Here is an 18,947-nt window from a genome sequence, read left to right on the forward strand (position 1 = left end):
CGGTGATACCCTCACGCGGCCGAAAAATAAAATGACCGCGGCGACACGAGCGTCGCGGCAATTCCCTCGGCCCGCAATCGCGGGCCGAAAGCTTTATCGGTCGACCACGACTGAATAAAAAGAGCACAGCACAACATGAACCTCCCTACCAACGACGACGAGAACCTGTGGGTCTCGTGGGACGAATACCATCGGCTGATCGCGCGCCTCTCGCTGAACGTGCACGAATCGGGCTGGAAATTCGACAAGATCCTTTGCCTGGCACGTGGCGGCCTGCGTGTGGGCGACCAGATGTCGCGCATCTTCGACGTGCCGCTCGCGATCCTGGCGACAAGCAGCTATCGCGAGGCCGCGGGCACGCAGCAGGGCGAACTCGATATCGCGCAATACATCACGATGACGCGCGGCGAGCTGTCGGGCAGGATCCTGCTGGTCGATGACCTCGTCGACTCCGGCGTGACGCTCGAGCGCGTGGGCAAGCACCTCAAGGAGCGGTACCCGGCCGTGACCGACGTGCGCTCGGCGGTGATCTGGTACAAGGCCTGCTCGAAGGTCGAGCCCGACTACCACGTGACGTTCCTCCCCTCGAACCCATGGATTCACCAGCCGTTCGAGGAGTACGACACGCTGCGGCCGCACAACCTCGCGGCCTGGCTCAAGCGCGGCAAGCGCGCGAGTCTGCTGGACGACGACAGCGCGGCCTGAGCGCGGCCTGAGCGCGCGCGTCAGTAGCCGACCGTGAAACGCCGCCGCGTATGCCGCGGCGTTTCCACTTCATCGAGCATCGCGACCGCGTAGTCCTCGATCGAAATCGCGCTCTTGCCCGCGGCGTCGACGAGCAGGTCATCCTGTCCCAGACGGAACTTGCCCGTGCGCTCGCCGGGCAGCAGCAGCGCGGACGGCGACAGAAACGTCCAATCGAGCGTGGAGTCCGCGGGCTCTGCCTCGAGCGTGTTCAGGAATTGGCGGCCCGCGAGCGCTTCCGCCTTGTATGCCTCCGGAAAATCGGGCGTATCGACGATCTGCACGCCCGGTGCGCCGAACAGGCTGCCCGCGCCACCCACCACCAGCAGACGCGGGGCGTTGTCGCCCACGCGCTTTACCGCGTCGACGATGAGGCGGGGATCGGTGCCCAGAAACTTCAGCGAACTGATGACGGCGTCGTGGCCGGCGAACGCCTGCGAGAGCGCATCGGCATGGCTCACGTCGATGTTTTTCGCAGTGAGGCCGGCGCGTGCGGGCAGGCTTTCGGCGCTGCGCGCGAGCGCGGTGACCTGATGGCCGCGTTGCAGGGCTTCATTCACGAGGCGCGTGCCGACGTTGCCGGTGGCGCCGAGGATGGCGATCTTCATGGTGCTCCTTGTTAAAGATAAAGTCTGGATATGAAACTACGTCAGTTACATATCGAGGCAAAAAAATTCAGCGCTTTCGGCGCTGACCGGCGCGCTCGACATCGGCGAGCATGCCGGCGATCGTGACATCCGCGAGCGCCGCGTCCATGGCCGCCTGCGCGCGGTCTGCGACGTTGCGCAGGGCGCCCGTGATCTCGCGGCCGACGAGGCACGCCGGGTTCGGCGCGCTCTGATGCAGCGTGATCAGCGCGCTGGTCTCAACCGCCCGGAATACCTCGAGCAGCGTGATGGCGTCCGCGGGACGCGCCAGCATCGCGCCGCCGGTGCTGCCCATCGTGGTCGAGACGAAACCGGCGTCGGTCAGCGCGCCGATCATGCGGCGGATCAGCGCGGGATTCGTGCCGACACTGCCCGCGATCCACGACGAGGACAGCGGTTCCTTCGCCTGCGCAAGCAGGGTAAGGATATGGACGGCGACGGCGAATCGGCTGCTGGTGCTCATGCTGGAAGTCTTGATGTGAAACCATCATAGTTACAGATGGCGGGACATGTCAAGATAATGCCGGAATCGCCACTGATTGCTGATACACTCATTCACGGTGCATTCAGGTGTCATTCGCCAGGGAAACCTGCTCAGGGAACTTGAATGCGGACCGATATAAGAAGGAAGGGGAGTTTCGATTGAATAGGAATGACAGGGATAACCGCGGAGACAACAAAAAACCCGCAAGCTCGAAAGCGTTGCGGGTTCTCTGCAGGAATATCCTTGGTGCCCAGGAGAGGACTCGAACCTCCACAGTGTTGCCACCGCTAGGACCTGAACCTAGTGCGTCTACCAATTCCGCCACCTGGGCAGGTGTCGAAACAACCGAAGCGGCCATTATAGCGACCGTATAACGTTTGTCAAATAGTTTCCAAAATTGAATCAGAACAACTATCCGATCCCAAGCCGGGAAGAAATCCTCGGCGTGCTCAGAACTTCGGGGTCGCCGCAGTCGGCCGGCGATATCGCCAAGGCTCTCTCCGTCACGCGCAAGGAGCATGACGGCTTTCAGAAGCGCCTCGCCGCCATGGAGCGCGACGGTCAGATCGAACTGAACCGCAAGGGCCGCTACGAACTCGCGCACCAGCCGAACTTCGTGCTGGGCCGCGTGCAGGGTCACCGCGATGGCTTCGGCTTCCTGATCCGCGATGACGGCGAGGACGATATCTTCCTGCCCGAGCGTGAACTGCAGAAAGCCATGCACAACGACCGCGCGCAGGTGCGCGTGATCGGTTACGACCGCCGTGGACGTCCGGAAGGGCAGATCGTCGAGATCGTCGAACGTGCCAACCGCTATGTGATCGGCCGCCTGTTATCGGAAAACGGCGTGCTCGTCGTGGCGCCGGAAGACAAGCGCATTGGCCAGGACATCCTCATTCCGCCGAAGTCGCAAGGCAAGGCGCGCGTAGGCCAGGTCGTGAGCGTGGAGCTCGTCGAATGGCCGGACCGTTACGTGCAGCCGGTCGGCCGCGTGGTGGAAGTGCTCGGCGATATCGACGATCCGGGCATGGAGATCGAGATCGCGGTACGCAAGTATGGCGTGCCGCATCAGTTCTCCGCCGCCGCGGCCAAGGAAGCGCAGGCGCTGCCCGATGTGGTGCGCCAGCAGGACCTCGATCATCGCATCGACCTGCGCGATGTGCCGCTGGTCACGATCGACGGCGAAGACGCGCGCGACTTCGACGATGCCGTGTATTGCGAGCCCGTGAAGATCGGCCGCACGAAGGGCTGGCGCCTGATCGTCGCCATCGCGGACGTGTCGCACTACGTGCGTCCCGGATCGCCGCTCGACGCCGATGCGCTCGACCGCGCGACGTCCGTCTACTTCCCACGCCGCGTGATTCCGATGCTTCCGGAGAAGCTGTCGAACGGGCTGTGCTCGCTCAACCCGCAGGTGGACCGTCTGTGCATGGTCTGCGATGCGGTGATCACGAGCAAGGGCGAGATCAAGGGTTACCAGTTCTATCCGGCGGTGATGCACTCGGCCGCACGCCTGACCTACAACGAGGTCTGGGCCGTGCTGTCGAACACGAAGGGCCCCGAGGCCCACAAGCGTGGCGAGCTGGTGCCGCATCTGCAGAACCTGTACGAACTGTTCCAGGTCCTGCTCAAGGCGCGCCGCGAACGCGGCGCGATCGACTTCGATACGACCGAGACGTACATCGTGTGCAATGCGCAGGGCAAGATCGAGCAGATCCTGCCACGCACGCGCAACGACGCGCACCGGCTCATCGAGGAGTGCATGCTGACCGCCAACGTGTGCGCGGCGGACTTCCTCGAGCGCTTCAAGCACCCGACGCTGTACCGCATCCACGCGGGCCCCGGTGAAGAGAAGCTGAAGAACCTGCGCGAGTTCCTGAAGACCGCGGGCCTGTCGCTCGGCGGCGGCGACAAGCCGCAGGCGTCCGACTACGCGGAGGTCATGGACAAGATCAAGTCGCGTCCCGATGCGCCGATGCTGCAGACCATGCTGCTGCGCTCGATGCAGCAGGCCGTCTACAGCCCCGACAATATCGGCCACTTCGGCCTGGCCTACGAGGCCTACGCGCACTTCACCAGCCCGATCCGGCGTTATCCCGATCTGCTCGTGCATCGCGCGATCAAGGCGGTGCTCGCGCATACGAAGTACCAGCCGGCGTTCGCGCCGGGCACCGAGTTCAATACGTCGATCTCGCCCAAGGCCCGCCGCATGCAGGCCAAGGATGCCGAGCAGCGCGCGGAGGCCACGGCCGCGCGCGCGCGCCGCAACGAAGCGATCTGGGACGAGCTCGGCCTGCATTGCTCGGCCAACGAGCGCCGTGCCGACGAGGCGTCGCGCGATGTGGAGGCCTGGCTCAAGTGCTACTTCATGCGCGACAAGCTAGGCAGCGATTTCGCGGGCACCGTCAGCGCGGTCACGTCGTTCGGCATCTTCGTGCAGCTCGACGAGCTGTATGTCGAGGGCCTCGTGCATGTGACCGAGCTCGGCAGCGACTACTTCCAGTTCGACGAGGCGCGCAACGAGCTGCGCGGCGAGCGTACGGGTATCCGTTACCGCCTGACCGATCGCGTGCGCGTGCAGGTATCGCGCGTGGACCTCGACGCGCGGAAGATCGACTTCCGACTCGTGCAGGAGCCGTCGGCCAAGTCGCTCCGCGCGCGCGTCGCGGGCCCCGAGGCGCAGCCGCGCGTACCGGCCGCCCATGCCGTGCCCGCGCGCAAGAAGGGCCGCCAGCTGGCGGCGCTGCTGGGCGGTACGTCCAAGCCCGAGGAGTCGTTCGACGAGACGCTCGATCGCGTGATCGAGGAGCAGCCGGTGTTCGAGGCGGTGATCACGCCGATGAAACCGAACCTGGCGAACGTTGGCCATAGTGGCCACGCCACGCACAAGACGCCCGGCGGCAAGCCGGCGAAGCGTGCGGCCAAGCCGAAGCCCGCGCATCTGGAAAAGACGCGCAAGCCCGCGAGCAAGGCGCGCGGCGCCAAGACGGCCAGCAAGGGTCCGCGCGCCGCTCGCAAGCGATAACGCGGATAGAAGCGCCAAGCGCTAAGCTGCGCGTCCTCTTCCGGGCACGGGGGAGGACGCGTTTTTTCTTGCGCGGCGGGATATCCCCTACAATCCCGCCATGGCCAAGCAAAAACTCCTGATCGGCTTTCATGCCGTCACTGCACGCCTTCGCCAGGACGCGAAGGGTGTATCCGATGTCTATATCGAAGCCTCGCGCCGCGACCGGCGCATGCAGGACTTCGTCAAACTCGCCGAAAGCCTCGGCGTCCGGCTGCATCCCGTGGATGCGGACCGCCTGCGCGGCATGGCGGGCACCGACCGCCACCAGGGCGTGGTCGCGCGCGCGGAGGAAGTTTCGCTCGCGCTGAACCTCGATGAGCTGCTCGACGGCATCGAGGGGACGCCGCTGCTGCTGATTCTCGATGGCGTGACCGATCCCCATAACCTCGGTGCCTGCCTCCGCGTGGCGGATGGTGCGGGTGCGCACGCGGTCATCGCGCCGAAGGACCGCAGCGTCGGCCTCAACGCGACCGTGGCCAAGGTGGCCAGCGGTGCCGCGGAAACCGTCCCCTACATCACCGTGACCAACCTGGCGCGCACGCTCCGCGAGCTGCAGGAGCGCGGTATCTGGGTGGTTGGCACGGCCGATGGCACGGACAAGTCGCTGTACGACGTCGACCTCAAGGGGCCGATGGCCATCGTAATGGGCGCGGAAGGGGAGGGCATGCGCCGCCTGACGCGCGAGACCTGCGACGAGCTGGTCGGCATTCCGATGGCGGGCGGCGTCGAAAGCCTCAACGTCTCCGTCGCGAGCGGCGTCTGTCTGTATGAGGCGGTGCGTCAGCGGCGCCTGCCGAAGTAAGCGTCGGGCAAGCGATGGATGCCAACGCGCTGGCCGAGGCGCGCGCGCGGATCGGGCAGGCGCGCAACGTCTTCGTCCTGACCGGGGCGGGAATTTCCGCCGAGTCCGGCGTACCGACGTTTCGCGACGCGCTCACGGGGTTGTGGGCGCGATTCGATCCGGAAGAACTCGCGACCGAGGCCGCGTACCGCCGCCAGCCGACGCTGGTATGGCAGTGGTACGCGCATCGTCGCGCGCTCGTCGCCGCCACGCATCCGAATCCGGCACACCATGCGCTGGTGCGACTGGCCGCACGCAAGCCGGTGACGCTCGTCACGCAGAACGTTGACGGCCTGCATCAGCGCGCGGGCAGCGAGCATGTGGTGGAGCTGCACGGCAACCTGTTCGCGCACAAGTGGCTCGATACCTGCGGCAAGTGCGATACGGTGCCGCCAATTCCCGGCGAGCCGCCGCGGTGCGCGCTGTGCGGCGCGCTGATGCGGCCCGGCGTGGTGTGGTTCGGCGAAGATCTGCCGCGCGTGGCGCGCTATCGCGCCGAATATGCGGCGGAGCACAGCGATGTGTGCCTCGTGGTGGGGACGTCGGGGATGGTGTATCCGGCCGCGGCGCTGCCGGGGGTGGCGAAGGATAACGGTGCGACCGTGATCGTCGTCAATCCGCAGCCGTCGGCGCTCGATGCCACGGCCGATATCGCGCTGAGCGGCGCGGCAGGGGAAACCCTGCCGCTGCTGTGGGACTGATCTCTTTTTTTACTTCCGCGTGAGCTCGCCGATCAGGGCTTCGAGCTTGACCGCATCGGCCGCAAACAGGCGGATGCCATCGGCGAGCTTCTCGGTGGCCATCGCGTCTTCATTGAGCTGCCAGCGGAACGCGGGCTCGTCGGCGGCGATCCGCGCAATATTCGCGGCCTGCGCCTGATCGACGGAGAGCTTGCGCTCGACGGTCGCGCCGTCCACGTTCAACTGTTCGAGGAGCTCGGGGCTGATGGTCAGCAGGTCGCTGCCCGCGAGCGACAGGATCTGCGCGGTGCTGCGGAAGCTCGCGCCCATCACCTCGGTCTCGTGGCCGAACTTCTTGTAGTACTCGTAGATCTGGCGCACGGAACGCACGCCCGGATCGTTGTCGCCGGCATTGGCCGCGACATCCCACTTGTCGCCGGCCTTGGCCTTGTACCAGTCGAGGATCCGGCCGACGAACGGCGAGATCAGTTGCGCGCCTGCCTCCGCGCAGGCCACCGCCTGCACGAGCGAGAACAGCAGCGTCATGTTGCAGCGGATGCCGTCGCGCTGAAGCTGTTCGGCCGCGCGAATGCCTTCCCACGTCGATGCGATCTTGATCAGCACGCGTTCGCGCGCGATGCCGCGCTGCTCGTACAGCGCGATCAGATGACGCGCCTTCTCCACGGTGGCGGCGGTGTCAAAGGACAGCCGCGCATCGACTTCGGTGGAGACGCGGCCCGGCACGATTGCCAGGATCTCGAGGCCGAACGCGATGAGCAACTGGTCCATCACGGCGTCCTTACCCGCGCTGCCGTGGTCGCGCACCGCGGCTTCCAGCAGCGGGCGGTACTCGGGCTTCTGCACTGCCTTCAGGATCAGCGACGGATTGGTCGTCGCGTCCTGCGGCTTGTATTGCTTCATCAGCTGGAAGTCGCCGGTGTCGGCCACCACCGTCGTGAACTGCCTCAGTTGTTCGAGCTGGGTCATGATCGTGCGGGATGAACTGGATGGGAACGGGCCATTGTACCGTCGCGTGACCTCCGTCCAACAGGGGGCGTCGTCCGACAGCGGGCGTGCCGCCTCAATCCGCTACACTACGCGTTTTCCCTCAAGCGACCGGCAGTTGTCGGCAGGTGTCATGAATCAGGACGAACTCAAGGCGCTGGTGGCCCAGGCCGCCGCGGATTATGTGAAGCAGGAAGTGCCCGAGGGCGCGGTGCTCGGCGTCGGCACGGGTTCCACCGCGAACCTGTTCATCGATGCCGTGGCGGCCTTCAAGGAGCGTTTTTCGGGCGCAGTGTCGAGCTCGGAAGCGTCCACGCGGCGCCTGCAGCAGCATGGCTTCGAGGTGCTGGACCTCAATGAAGTCGACGAGATTCCCGTCTACGTCGATGGCGCCGATGAAATCGATGCCAGCGGCGCGATGATCAAGGGCGGCGGTGGCGCGCTCACGCGCGAGAAGATCGTGGCCTCGGTGGCCGCGCGCTTCGTGTGCATCGCCGACGGCAGCAAGCTCGTCGAGACGATGGGTACGTTCCCGCTGCCCGTGGAAGTGGTGCCGATGGCACGCGCGGCCGTTGCCCGCAAGCTCGCGGCGCTCGGCGGACAGCCGCGTCTGCGCATGACCAGGGAAGGCGGCATCTACAAGACGGACAACGGCAACGTGATTCTCGACGTGTCAGGCCTCAAGATCGCGGAGCCCAAGGCACTCGAGCAGCAGATCAACCAGTTCCCCGGTGTGGTGACGGTTGGCCTGTTCGCGCTCCGCGGCGCCGATGTGCTGCTGCTCGGCACCACGGACGGCGTGCGCCGGACCGATTACTGAGTCTTTCCCTGCGCGGGCGTCTGTCTCGACGCCCACTTCGTACCGGTGGCGGCCGCTGATATCGCTGTCTTCATATCCGCCTTCATACCCGCCTTCTTACCGGTCTTCGCGTTCGTCCTCCTGGCGCGTGTCGCGGCCACCTGCTGGCGGTGGCAGACGCCCATCTGATCGAGCGGCGACGCCGGCACGGTCGATTGCAGCAGGTACGTCATCGTGTTGGCGTCCAGCGGCAGGAATGCCTGATGCCGCTGCGGCGTCCAACTCACCCAGTACAACCCCTGTGCCTCCGGTGCCGTGCCTTCGGGCACTGACTGGCGCTCGGGATTTCGCGCGCTCTCTCGCCCCATCGCCCCGCGCGACGGATCGAGGCGCCATACCACCGGACGCTGCAGATTCCGGTTGCGTACAGATGGGCCCGACATCTCCAGCGTTTCCGTCTGTAGCGTGCCGCGGTACGCATGGATGCCGGTCTGCGCGTCGACCCGCGTCGTCGGATGCTGGCAGCGCCAGCGGCCCGATGGCACGGCCGACGGGACCTGCGCGGCGGTACGCATGACGGCGCTGCCGATGCCCCCGCCAATGCCCCCACCGCCGTCGTCACGGTGGGCCACGTACAGGATGTGATCGCCGGGCTGGCCCGCGACGTAGAGCCGGCCGCCGGGCTTGCCGTCCGTCGTGATCGCGAACGCGCCGGGCCAGCGCGTCTGGTCAGCCGGTTCCAGTTTGTGGACGGGCGCGCCGTTCGCGGGCGACAGGCAGTCCGCCCCCTGGCACGGCCACATGGTGCCGGCGCGGTCGACGCGGAACTGGCCGCTGTCGATGCCGGGCTTCGCGGGCTGGGGCTCGGCGGCTGTCATGCTCTGCGACACGGACGGCGCGGGCGCCGACTGTTGCCGCACGTAGGTGTAGACGCCCGCGATGGAGGCGAGGGCGGGCAGAGTGGTGGCGGCGGATGCATGCACCACGCCCGCGAGCCGCGCATTGCGAGCGGTCACCGCCGGATTCGGCAGGCCGGAGATGCCGCCGCTAAGCCGCTCGTCCTGACGCGTGAACCGGAGGCCGACACCGCGCAGCCTTGTAGCCAGCGCCTCGGGCGGCGGCTCCGCCGTGTCCGAGGAGAATTTCCGAACCGTATATTCGCCATGGCGCACTGTGTAGCTGCCGACGATCGTGCCTTGCAGCCCGAGCGGGGAGTCGTCGAAACGCACCTGCACCTTGCCGGCGCTGGGGGCATCCACGGTGATGGCGACGGTGCCACCGAACGACAGGGGGCCGCGGTACGTGGTGGGTGTGGCGGCCCCGGTTTGCGCCATCGCGGCGCTCGCCGTGGTGGCCACCGACAGCACGCCAAGGGCCAGCTTTCGCACTAACGTCATGACTCGCACTCCTTCGTGGTGAAAGAGGCCGCAGCGTAGCGACGATCAAATGCTTCCGGCTTTGACGTTTCTCAAGAAGTGCAAAGGGTGGGCGCGGGCGAGGCGCGCTTTCGGAAAAGGATGACGTAATCGATGCGTGACGACGAAGTTTCCGCATCGTGGATTGGCGAGCGCGGGACAAAAAAAGGTGCCCGGAGGCACCTCTCTGTCGTGTACGGCGTCTGGTGTGCTCAGGCGGACGGCGGCGGCACGTAACCAACGGCCTGATCCGCGCCGTCGCCGAAGAAATACTTCTCGGTCTGCTTGAGCAGATATTGGCGCGCGCGCGCGTCCGCCATGTTCAGGCGGTTTTCGTTGATCAGCATCGTCTGATGCTTGAGCCAGCCGGCCCAGGCTTCCTTCGATACGCCTTGCCAGATCTTCTTGCCGAGTTCGCCCGGCAGCGGCGGGAAGTCGAGGCCTTCGGCTTCCTTGTTCAGCTTGATGCAATGGACCATGCGGGCCATGAGGGACTCCTGTTTTGTTTGTCCGTATTGTAGCGAAGGCGGGTGCCGGGTGGCCTTGTCCCTTCACCCCTTACAGTTTCTTCATCAGCACCATCGACTTGCGCTGCCAGTTGTACAGCTTGCGCTTGTCTTCGGGCAGGTCGTCCACGGTGGCGTGGACGAAGCCGCGTTTGAGGAACCAGTGCTCCGTGCGCGTCGTGAGCACGAACAGGCGCTCGAGGCCCAGCGCGCGGGCGCGGCGCTCGATGCGCTTGAGCAGGCGTTCGCCGTCGCCAGTGCCCTGGGCTTCCGACGATACCGTCAGGCATGCCATCTCGCCCATGTTCTCGCGCGGGAATTCGTACAGCGCCGCGCAGCCGAACAGCACGCCATCGTGCTCGATCACCGAGAAGTTGCCGATATCGCGCTCGATCAGGTGGCGGCCGCGCGGGACCAGTGTGCCGTCCGCTTCCAGCGGCGCGATCAGTTGCAGGATGCCGCCGACGTCGTCGAGGGTGGCTTCGCGCAGGCTTTCGAGGTCGGAGTCGGAGATCATGGTGCCGACACCGTCGTGCAGGAACAGTTCGAGCAGCACGGAGCCGTCCTGCGCGAACGGAATCAGGTGCGCGCGCGGCACGCCGCCCTTGAGCGCCTTGACCAGATGCTGGAGGTAATAGGCGACGTCGGGCGGAAGATGGTTGTTGTGCAGGCGCTCCGCGGCCGTGCGCAGGGACATCTCGGTCATCAGTTTGCCGACGGGGTCGGGGACGCCGGGGACCTCCGTGATGAAGATGAGCTTGTCGGCGCGCAGGGCGCTGGCGGTGGCGCTGGCGACGTCTTCCATCGACAGGTTGAACGCCTGACCGGTGGGCGAGAAGCCCAGCGGGGAGAGCAGGACGACCTTGCCGTGGGACAGCGACATGCGCATGGACTCGCCGTCTACCTTGCGGACGAGTCCGGTGTGCTGGTAGTCGACGCCGTTGACGATGCCCACCGGGCGGGCGGTGATGAAGTTGCCGGAGATGACCGACAGCTGCGCGCCAGCCATGGGTGTGTTGGGCAGGCCCTGGCTGAACGCGGCCTCGATGTCGAGGCGCAGTTCGCCGGCGGCTTCCTTCGCGCATTCGAGCGCGGCGTTGTCGGTGATGCGCACGCCGTCGGCGTAGCGCGATTCGACGTGGCGCAGCGCGAGTTGTTCTTCCACCTGCGGGCGCGACCCGAACACGAGCACGATCTGCATGCCCATGGCATGCAGCAGCGCGACGTCGTTGACGAGGGCATTGAGCACGCCGGCCTTGACCAGTTCGCCGCTGAAGGCGATGACGAAGGTCTTGCCGCGGAAGGCGTGGATGTAGGGGGCGACGGCGCGGAGCCAGTCGACGAACTGCTGGCGATCGGGGCCGGCGGCATCGGCGTCGGCGCTGGCGGCCGAAGACGGGATCGGCGTGGCGGGCGCGGAGACGGGGGACAATGCCGTGGGGGGCAGCGCGGGGGCAGCGGCGGGGGGCTCCGCGGGCTCTGGGGGTGTGTCGGTTCGTGCGTTCATGCGGCGGATTATAATCCCCGGCAATGTCAGCACAACGTCCCGCCCAGCCACCCGGCAAGCCATCGCAGCCGGCAGGCACGCCTACCCCCGCATCCAACGCCCAGCGCCCGCCCGCGCAAGGCCGTCCCGCCGGTCCGCCCCCCCGCGATACCGCCGCCGGCGACCGCCCCGCAGGCCCGCCGTCCGGCACCGCACGCCCACCGCGCCCACCGCTTCCACCGCGCCCACCGCGTGAGCCCCGCGAGGGGCAATCCGCCCGCGACGCGCAGAGCGGCCGCGTAGCACCTCCCGCGCGAGAGGGCCAGCCACGCGGTGGACAGGGCGGAGGCGATCAGCGTCCACGGCGAGACGGTCAGCCGCCGCGCGACGCGCAGGGCGGCCGCGAAGCACGCCCGCCGCGTGAGCCGCGGTTGGCGCATCGGTTGGCCAATCCTCTTCCGCCGATCACCTTCCCCGAGGCGTTGCCGGTGTCCGCGCGCCGGGATGAGATTGCGGCGGCGTTGCGCGCCAATCAAGTCGTCATCGTGGCCGGTGAGACCGGTTCCGGCAAGACGACGCAGTTGCCGAAGATCTGCCTGTCGATCGGCCGTGGCCCGTTGCGCGCGGGCGAGCCGCCCGGCCGGAGCGGTGGCCTGATCGGGCACACGCAGCCCCGGCGGATCGCGGCAACGTCCACGGCCAAGCGCATCGCGCAGGAACTCGGTTCGCCCGTTGGCGAGCATGTTGGCTATCAGGTGCGCTTCAACGACACGATGTCCCCCGGCGCGTCGATCAAGCTGATGACCGACGGCATCCTGCTCGCCGAGACGCAGAACGACCCGCTGCTGCGCGCCTACGACACGATCATCATCGACGAGGCGCACGAACGCAGCCTCAACATCGACTTCCTGATCGGCTACCTGCGGCAGATCCTGCCCCGGCGTCCGGACCTGAAGATCATCATCACGTCGGCCACGATCGACGCAAAGCGGTTCGCCGAGCATTTCGCGCACAACGGCAAGCCCGCTCCCGTCATCGAAGTGAGCGGCCGGCTGTATCCGGTGGAAGTGCGTTACCGCCCGATCCGGGAAGACGTCGCGCCCAACGCCGCCAATGCCGCAACAACGCCCTCGCCGAAGTCCGCGCAGGCGAAGGAACGCGACCTCTACGACGGCATCGTGGACGCGGTTGACGAGCTCTGCCGCCTCGGCCCCGGCGACGTCCTCGTGTTTCTGCCCGGCGAACGGGAAATCCGCGAAACGGCCGAGGCGCTGCGCAAGCACCATCCGCCGCACACGGAAATCCTGCCGCTATTCGCGAGGCTCTCCGTGCAGGAGCAGGAGCGCGTCTTCAAGCCCTCCGGCGCCCGCCGCATCGTGCTGGCCACGAACGTGGCGGAAACCTCGCTGACGGTCCCCGGCATCCGCTACGTGGTGGACACGGGCCTCGCGCGCGTCAAGCGGTACTCGTACCGCAACAAGGTCGAGCAGCTCCAGATCGAAGCCGTCTCGCAGGCCGCCGCCAACCAGCGCGCGGGCCGCTGCGGCCGCGTGGCGGACGGCGTCTGCATTCGCCTGTACGAGGAGAGCGACTTCGCGAGCCGCCCGCGCTTCACGGATCCGGAAATCCTGCGCTCGTCGCTGGCGGCCGTCATCCTGCGCATGAAGGCGCTGCGGCTCACGGACATCGAGCAGTTTCCGTTCATCGAGCCGCCGCTGGGCCGCGCGGTCGCGGACGGCTATCAGCTGCTTCAGGAGCTTGGCGCCGTCGACGATGCCAATCAGCTGACGCCCATGGGCCGCCAGGTGGCCAAGTTGCCGCTCGACCCGCGCGTGGCGCGCATGATCCTCGCCGCGCGCGAGCAGCATTGCCTGCGCGAAGTGCTCATCATCGCGAGCGCGCTGTCCGTGCAGGACCCGCGAGACCGTCCGCAGGAGGCGCAGGAGGCCGCCGACCAGGCGCACCGCAGGTTCTTCGACGACAAGTCGGACCTGCCTTCCGAGTTTCTTGGCTGGGTCCGCTTGTGGAAGTGGTTCGAGGACGCCGTCGCGCACAAGAAGAGCAACAAGCAGTTGCAGGACCAGTGCCGCGCCAACTTCCTGTCGCATCTGCGCCTGCGCGAATGGCGCGACGTCCATTCGCAACTGCTGACCACGGTTACGGAGCAGGGCTGGCGCCTGAACGACAGCGAGCCGACGTACGAACAGGTCCACAAGGCTCTGCTGACGGGCCTGCTCGGCAATATCGGCTGCAAGATCGACGATGGCGAAAAAGGACGCGACTCGCGCGGACGCGAGTACCTCGGCGCGCGCGGCATCAAGTTCCATCTGTGGCCGGGCTCCCTGATCGCGAAGAAGGTGGGCCGCTGGATCATCGCGGCCGAACTCGTCGAGACGAGCCGCCTGTTCGCCCGCACGCTCGCGCGCATCGAACCCGAATGGCTGGAGCAGGTCGGCCGGCATCTGCTGAAGATCAGCTGGAGCGATCCGCACTGGGAAAAGAAGGCAGGGCAGGTGCTCGCGCTCGAACGCGCGACGCTGTACGGACTCGTGGTCTACCAGCACCGGCGCATCCACTATGGGCCGATGAATCCCGTGGAGGCACGCGAGCTGTTCATCCGCCGTGCGCTGGTGGAAGGGGAGTTCGAGACGCGACTGCCGTTCTTCGCGCACAACCAGCGCCTCGTGCGGGAGATCGAGAACCTCGAGCACAAGTCGCGCCGGCAGGACGTGCTCGTCGATGACGAACTGATCTACGCGTTCTACGATCGCGCGATTCCGGCCGACATCTACAACCAGGTGTCGTTCGAGAAGTGGTATCGGGAAACATCCGAGTCCGTGAAGGGCGGCAAGCTGCTGTACCTCAATCGCGACGAACTGATGCGGCACGAGGCGGCCGGCATCACGACGGACCTGTTCCCCAAGACCATGACGATCGCCGGCGTCGACATGGGTCTCACGTACCATTTCGAGCCCGGCAGCCATCGCGACGGGGTCACCCTGACCGTGCCGCTTTACGCGCTGAACCAGGTGCGCCCCGAGCGCGCGGACTGGCTCGTGCCCGGCATGATCAAGGAGAAGGTGCATCTGCTGCTGAAGTCCCTGCCGCAGAAGCTGCGCCGCCATTGCGTGCCGCTGCCCGACTACGCGGCGGGCTTCGTCGATCGCCATGCGTTTGGCGAGGGCGACCTGATCGACGTGCTGATCGCCGATATCCGCGAGCAGACGGGGACCATGATCAAGCGCGCGGACTTCAAGCTTGAGACGCTGCCCGCGCACCATGCGATGAATTTCAAGGTCATCGACGAACATGGGCGCCAGCTCGACATGGGCCGCAATCTCGCGCAACTGCGCGCGGAGCTCGGCGGGCAGGCGCAGCAGTCGTTCCAGAGCATCGCGGCGCGGGACGTGCCGGCCGCCGAGGCGGGCCAGTACGAGAACCTCACGTCATGGTCCTTCGGTGAACTGCCGGAACTGCTCGAGATCCGCAAGGGCAACCAGACCCTGTTCGGCTATCCCGCGCTTGTCGATCGCGGCGATCATTGCGATGTCGAGGTCTTCGACGATCCGCAGGAGGCCGCGCGCGTGCACCATGCGGGCCTGCGCCGGCTGTTCGCGCTGCAGCTGCGCGAACAGGTGAAGTTCATCGAGAAGAACGTGCCGAACCTGCAGCAGATGGCGATGCAGTACATGACGCTGGGCACGCAGGAGCAACTGCGCGAACAGATCGTGCAGGTGGCGCTTGACCGCGCGTGCCTGCAGGCGCCGCTGCCGCGCAACGAGGCCGAGTTCAACACGCGCAAGGACGAGGGTCGCGCGCGGCTGTCGTTGCTCGCGCAGGAAATCGCGCGGCTGGTCGGCAGCATCCTGGCGGAATACGCGGGCCTGCCACGCAAGCTGCTGCAGGCCAAGCCGTACGGCACGACCTATCAGGACATGGAGGCGCAACTCGGCCGATTGATGCACAAGTCGTTCATCGCCGATACGCCCTATACGCAGCTCGTGCACTATCCGCGCTACCTGAAGGGCATGGCGATGCGGGTGGACAAGCTCAAGGGCGATGCCCCGCGCGACGCCCAGCGGCTGCAGGAGATGACGCCGCTGATCCAGCAGTGGCAGCGCGCCGAAAAGCAGCTGCGCACGCAGGGCCGGGGCGCGGCCGATGCCCGGCTCGACGAGTTCCGGTGGATGCTGGAGGAGCTGCGAGTCGCACTTTTCGCGCAGGAATTGCGAACCCCTGTGCCCATGTCGGTCAAACGTCTCCAGAAGGTCTGGGAATCGATGCAACGGTGACCGGTCCCGTGTGATCGTAAGAAATTATGTAGCGTCAGCGTAAAGTGGCGCTCAAACGTTAGAATGCGCGATTCGTCATCAGTGAACGGTCTTATGCTCGTCGGAATGCGTCGTGTGGCTCACCTGAGTCGTGGAATGGCTGGCGCTGTCGCCGCGGTGGCCATGGGTTTGGTTCTGGCCGCGCCCGCGCGGGCGGAAGTCGTCGTGGTCCTCAATTCGGGTGATGCGACCGTCACGCTGGTCGACAAGGACACGCAAAAGGTGCTGGAGACCTTTCCGGTCGGCAAGGAACCTCACCATCTGATTGCCACGCCCGACGACAAGTCGCTGATCGTGGCCAATGCGGTCGGCAACGATCTCGTGTTCGTCGATCCCGTCACGGGCAAGGTGCAGCAGCGCGTGCCCAACATCGACGACCCGTACCAGATCGGCTTCTCCCCGGACCAGAAATGGTTCGTCGCCACGGGCAACCGGCTCGATCGCGTGGACGTGTACCGCTGGGACGGTCATGCGCTCAAGATCGCCAAACAGTTCCCGCTCGGCCGCACGCCGAGCCATATCGCGTTCACGTCCGACAGCAAGATCGCGTTCGTCACGCTGCAGGACTCCAATCAGGTGGCCGCGATCGACCTGACCACGCTGACGGTCATGTGGGTCATGGAAGCCGGTTCCGCGCCCGCGGGCGTCTGGGTGACGCCGGACCAGAAGTACCTGCTCGTCGGCATGACGGGAGCGGACTATGTGGCGGTGATCGACTGGCACACGCGCACGGTGGTCAAGCAGATCCAGACGGGCAAGGGCGCGCACAACTTCCGCGCCGTGGGCGACCGCCGCCATCTGTTCCTGACCAATCGCGTGTCGGGCACCATCAGCATCATCGACCAGCAGACGCTGTCGAAGGTGGGGGACATCACCGGCCTGCCGCCCGGCCCCGACGACATGGAGCTGACCGCCGACGGCAAGACGCTGTGGGTGTCGTGCCGCTGGGCGCGCTCGGTGGCGCTGGTCGACGTGGCCACGCGCAAGGTGGTGAAGACGATCCGCGTCGGCAAGTCCCCGCACGGCATCTATTTCCGCACGCGCGCGCCGCTTTACTGACCGACCGACACTGACCGACCGACACTGAGCGAGCCATCATGCGCAAGATCCTGACGGGGCTGGCTGCGGCCATGGCATCCGCCGCGGCGGTCGCGGCCATGGTGCTGGCCGCGCCGGCACAGGCCGCTGCCGCCGACGCGGCATGCCGCGCGGGCACGCTGTACCTGACGTTCGACACCGGCAGCATGAGCCAGGCCGAGCTGATCGCGCGTACGCTGCGCAAACACCATATCCGCGCGACGTTCTTCCTGGCCAACGAGCCGACCGTCAATCACGACAGTTCCCTCGACCCGTCGTGGGCGCCATACTGGAAGTCGCTGGCGGCCGATGGACATGTATTCGGCACGCACACGTTCGATCATGTCTACTTCCGGTCGGTGCGCGACGGCAAGGTGATCATGCGCCCGCAGTTCGGTGCCGACGGCGGCAAGGACGTGGCGATGACGCCCGAAGCGTTCTGCACGGAACTGCGCCGCAGCGCGCAGGCTTTGCACGCGATGACGGGCCAGCGGATGGCGCCGATCTGGCGCGCGCCGGGCGGCCGCACGTCGCCGCAGACGCTGCAGTGGGCCGAGCAATGCGGCTTCCGGCACGTGGCATGGGCGTCGGCCGGTTTTCTCGGTGACGAGCTGTCGTCGGAAAAATTTCCGAACGACAAGCTGCTGGCCCGCGCGCTGCGGGACCTGCGCGATGGCGACATCACGATGGCGCACCTCGGCATCTGGTCGCGCAAGGATCCGTGGGCGCCCGCGGTACTGGAGCCGCTGATCGCGGGGCTGGAGCAGAAGGGGTTCTGCTTTGCGACGCTGCGCGAGCATCCGGCGTACAAGGCGTGGTTCGAGGCACAGCAGAAGAAGGAGGGCGCACGCTGATGTGGGACGCGTTCACCAACTGGATGTCGGGCTGGATCGGCCAGATCGAGGGCAGCGTCTTTCAGAACGTGGTGCTGCCCGTGGTCTATGACCTCGGATTCGGCGGCTATGCCGAGGAGGCGTTCACGGGCACCGAATGGCTGCTCGCGGGCATCGTGCAGATCGTCGTGATGATCCTGATCCTCGGTCCGCTGGAAAAGCTGCGGCCCGTGGAGCCGGTGACTGACCGCCGCGCGGTCCGCGTGGACATCCTCTACACGATGATCCATCGCCTCGGCCTGTTCCGGCTCGCGATGTTCTTCGTGCTCGACCCCCTTAGCGACCTGATCGAAGGCCATCTGCGGCTGCTGGGCTGGCAGCGCATCAACGTCGAGGACTGGTGGCCGGCGGTCACGTCGTCGCCGATCGTCAGCTTCCTGATCTACCTCGTCCTGTTCGACCTCGTTGACTATTGGTACCACCGCTTCTCGCATACCTACCGCTGGTGGTGGAGCCTGCATGCGCTGCACCACAGCCAGCGGCAGATGACGCTGTGGAGCGACAACCGCAACCACCTGCTCGACGACATCCTGCGCGATACCGTGTTCGCTGTCATCGCGCTCGCGGTGGGCGTGGAGCCTTCGCAGTACATCCTGCTGGTGGCGCTGTCCCAGCTGTTGCAAAGCCTGCAGCATGCGAACCTGCGCGTGCACTTCGGCGCGCTCGGCGAGCGGCTGCTGGTCTCGCCGCGGTTCCATCGCACGCATCACGCCGTGGGCCTGGGCCACGAGACGCCGGGCAGGCGCGGCAAGCCCATGCGCCTCGGGGGCTGCAACTTCGGCGTGCTGTTCCCGTGGTGGGACATGCTGTTCGGCACGGCCGTGTTCACGGACCAGTATTACCCCACCGGTGTGCGCGATCAGATGCCCCCGCCGGCGGGCAAGAACCGCGACTATGGCCGCGGCTTCTTCGCGCAGCAGTGGTACGGCGTCAAGCGCCTGTTGCGTATCGGCTGACGCGCGGGCTGTGCTA

General features: G+C 66.5%; 15 protein-coding genes and 1 tRNA gene. 9 read left to right on the forward strand and 7 right to left on the reverse strand.

Translation table 11 applies throughout. The features are described from left to right. Window positions 1-135 precede the first annotated feature (135 nt). Window positions 136-705, forward strand: a complete 570-nt coding sequence (locus KHP16_RS25330) for a phosphoribosyltransferase (protein WP_109580736.1) — start codon at window positions 136-138, stop codon at window positions 703-705. A 20-nt stretch (window positions 706-725) separates the two neighbouring features. Here KHP16_RS25330 and KHP16_RS25335 read toward each other — a convergent pair whose 3' ends face one another. From KHP16_RS25335 to KHP16_RS25345, 3 genes are all read right to left on the reverse strand, one after another. Then, window positions 726-1,352, reverse strand: coding sequence for an NAD(P)-dependent oxidoreductase (locus tag KHP16_RS25335; protein WP_211961378.1), 627 nt, complete (start codon window positions 1,350-1,352; stop codon window positions 726-728). 67 nt (window positions 1,353-1,419) lie between these two features. Continuing rightward, entirely contained in the window at window positions 1,420-1,854 is a 435-nt protein-coding gene (locus tag KHP16_RS25340; protein ID WP_109580738.1) for an Rrf2 family transcriptional regulator, read from the reverse strand. A 265-nt stretch (window positions 1,855-2,119) separates the two neighbouring features. After that, a tRNA-Leu gene (locus tag KHP16_RS25345) sits at window positions 2,120-2,206 on the reverse strand. Between the two features lie 66 nt (window positions 2,207-2,272). Between KHP16_RS25345 and rnr the strand changes: the two genes are divergently transcribed. From rnr to KHP16_RS25360, 3 genes are all read left to right on the forward strand, one after another. Next, the gene (rnr, locus tag KHP16_RS25350; RefSeq protein ID WP_109580739.1) at window positions 2,273-4,900 is read left to right on the forward strand and encodes a ribonuclease R; all 2,628 of its coding nucleotides are present in this window, start codon (window positions 2,273-2,275) and stop codon (window positions 4,898-4,900) included. A gap of 100 nt (window positions 4,901-5,000) precedes the next feature. Continuing rightward, window positions 5,001-5,744: a 23S rRNA (guanosine(2251)-2'-O)-methyltransferase RlmB gene (gene rlmB / locus KHP16_RS25355; RefSeq protein ID WP_109580740.1), complete on the forward strand. Its 744-nt coding sequence runs from the start codon at window positions 5,001-5,003 to the stop codon at window positions 5,742-5,744. Window positions 5,745-5,758: 14 nt separating this feature from the next. Next, entirely contained in the window at window positions 5,759-6,484 is a 726-nt protein-coding gene (locus tag KHP16_RS25360; RefSeq protein WP_115952490.1) for an SIR2 family NAD-dependent protein deacylase, read from the forward strand. 9 nt (window positions 6,485-6,493) lie between these two features. On the opposite strand, the gene tal is transcribed toward KHP16_RS25360, so the two are convergent. Then, entirely contained in the window at window positions 6,494-7,450 is a 957-nt protein-coding gene (gene tal / locus KHP16_RS25365; RefSeq protein ID WP_211961379.1) for a transaldolase, read from the reverse strand. Between the two features lie 151 nt (window positions 7,451-7,601). On the opposite strand from tal, the gene rpiA reads away from it, so the two are divergent. After that, on the forward strand, window positions 7,602-8,288 hold the full coding sequence (rpiA, locus tag KHP16_RS25370) for a ribose-5-phosphate isomerase RpiA (RefSeq protein ID WP_109580743.1): 687 nt from the start codon (window positions 7,602-7,604) through the stop codon (window positions 8,286-8,288). On the opposite strand, the gene KHP16_RS25375 is transcribed toward rpiA, so the two are convergent. From KHP16_RS25375 to argA, 3 genes are all read right to left on the reverse strand, one after another. Next, the gene (locus KHP16_RS25375; RefSeq protein WP_211961380.1) at window positions 8,282-9,664 is read right to left on the reverse strand and encodes a hypothetical protein; all 1,383 of its coding nucleotides are present in this window, start codon (window positions 9,662-9,664) and stop codon (window positions 8,282-8,284) included. The two genes, rpiA and KHP16_RS25375, sit on opposite strands and share 7 nt — an antisense overlap. Window positions 9,665-9,894: 230 nt before the next feature. Continuing rightward, window positions 9,895-10,170, reverse strand: coding sequence for an oxidative damage protection protein (locus KHP16_RS25380; RefSeq protein ID WP_109580745.1), 276 nt, complete (start codon window positions 10,168-10,170; stop codon window positions 9,895-9,897). A gap of 70 nt (window positions 10,171-10,240) precedes the next feature. Beyond that, complete coding sequence (argA, locus tag KHP16_RS25385) at window positions 10,241-11,695, reverse strand: amino-acid N-acetyltransferase (RefSeq protein ID WP_109580746.1); 1,455 nt, start codon at window positions 11,693-11,695, stop codon at window positions 10,241-10,243. Window positions 11,696-11,718: 23 nt separating this feature from the next. On the opposite strand from argA, the gene hrpA reads away from it, so the two are divergent. From hrpA to KHP16_RS25405, 4 genes are all read left to right on the forward strand, one after another. Next, window positions 11,719-15,966, forward strand: coding sequence for an ATP-dependent RNA helicase HrpA (hrpA, locus tag KHP16_RS25390; RefSeq protein ID WP_415926789.1), 4,248 nt, complete (start codon window positions 11,719-11,721; stop codon window positions 15,964-15,966). Window positions 15,967-16,101: 135 nt separating this feature from the next. Then, on the forward strand, window positions 16,102-17,064 hold the full coding sequence (locus tag KHP16_RS25395; RefSeq protein ID WP_109580749.1) for a YVTN family beta-propeller repeat protein: 963 nt from the start codon (window positions 16,102-16,104) through the stop codon (window positions 17,062-17,064). 38 nt (window positions 17,065-17,102) lie between these two features. After that, window positions 17,103-17,936, forward strand: a complete 834-nt coding sequence (locus KHP16_RS25400) for a polysaccharide deacetylase family protein (RefSeq protein WP_211961382.1) — start codon at window positions 17,103-17,105, stop codon at window positions 17,934-17,936. After that, window positions 17,936-18,931, forward strand: coding sequence for a sterol desaturase family protein (locus KHP16_RS25405; protein ID WP_109580750.1), 996 nt, complete (start codon window positions 17,936-17,938; stop codon window positions 18,929-18,931). Before KHP16_RS25400 ends, KHP16_RS25405 begins: the two co-directional genes overlap by 1 nt. The last annotated feature ends 16 nt before the right edge of the window (window positions 18,932-18,947 follow it).

The sequence above is a fragment of the Cupriavidus plantarum genome, from assembly GCF_905397285.1.
In the GTDB taxonomy this organism is placed as follows: Bacteria; Pseudomonadota; Gammaproteobacteria; order Burkholderiales; family Burkholderiaceae; genus Cupriavidus; species Cupriavidus plantarum.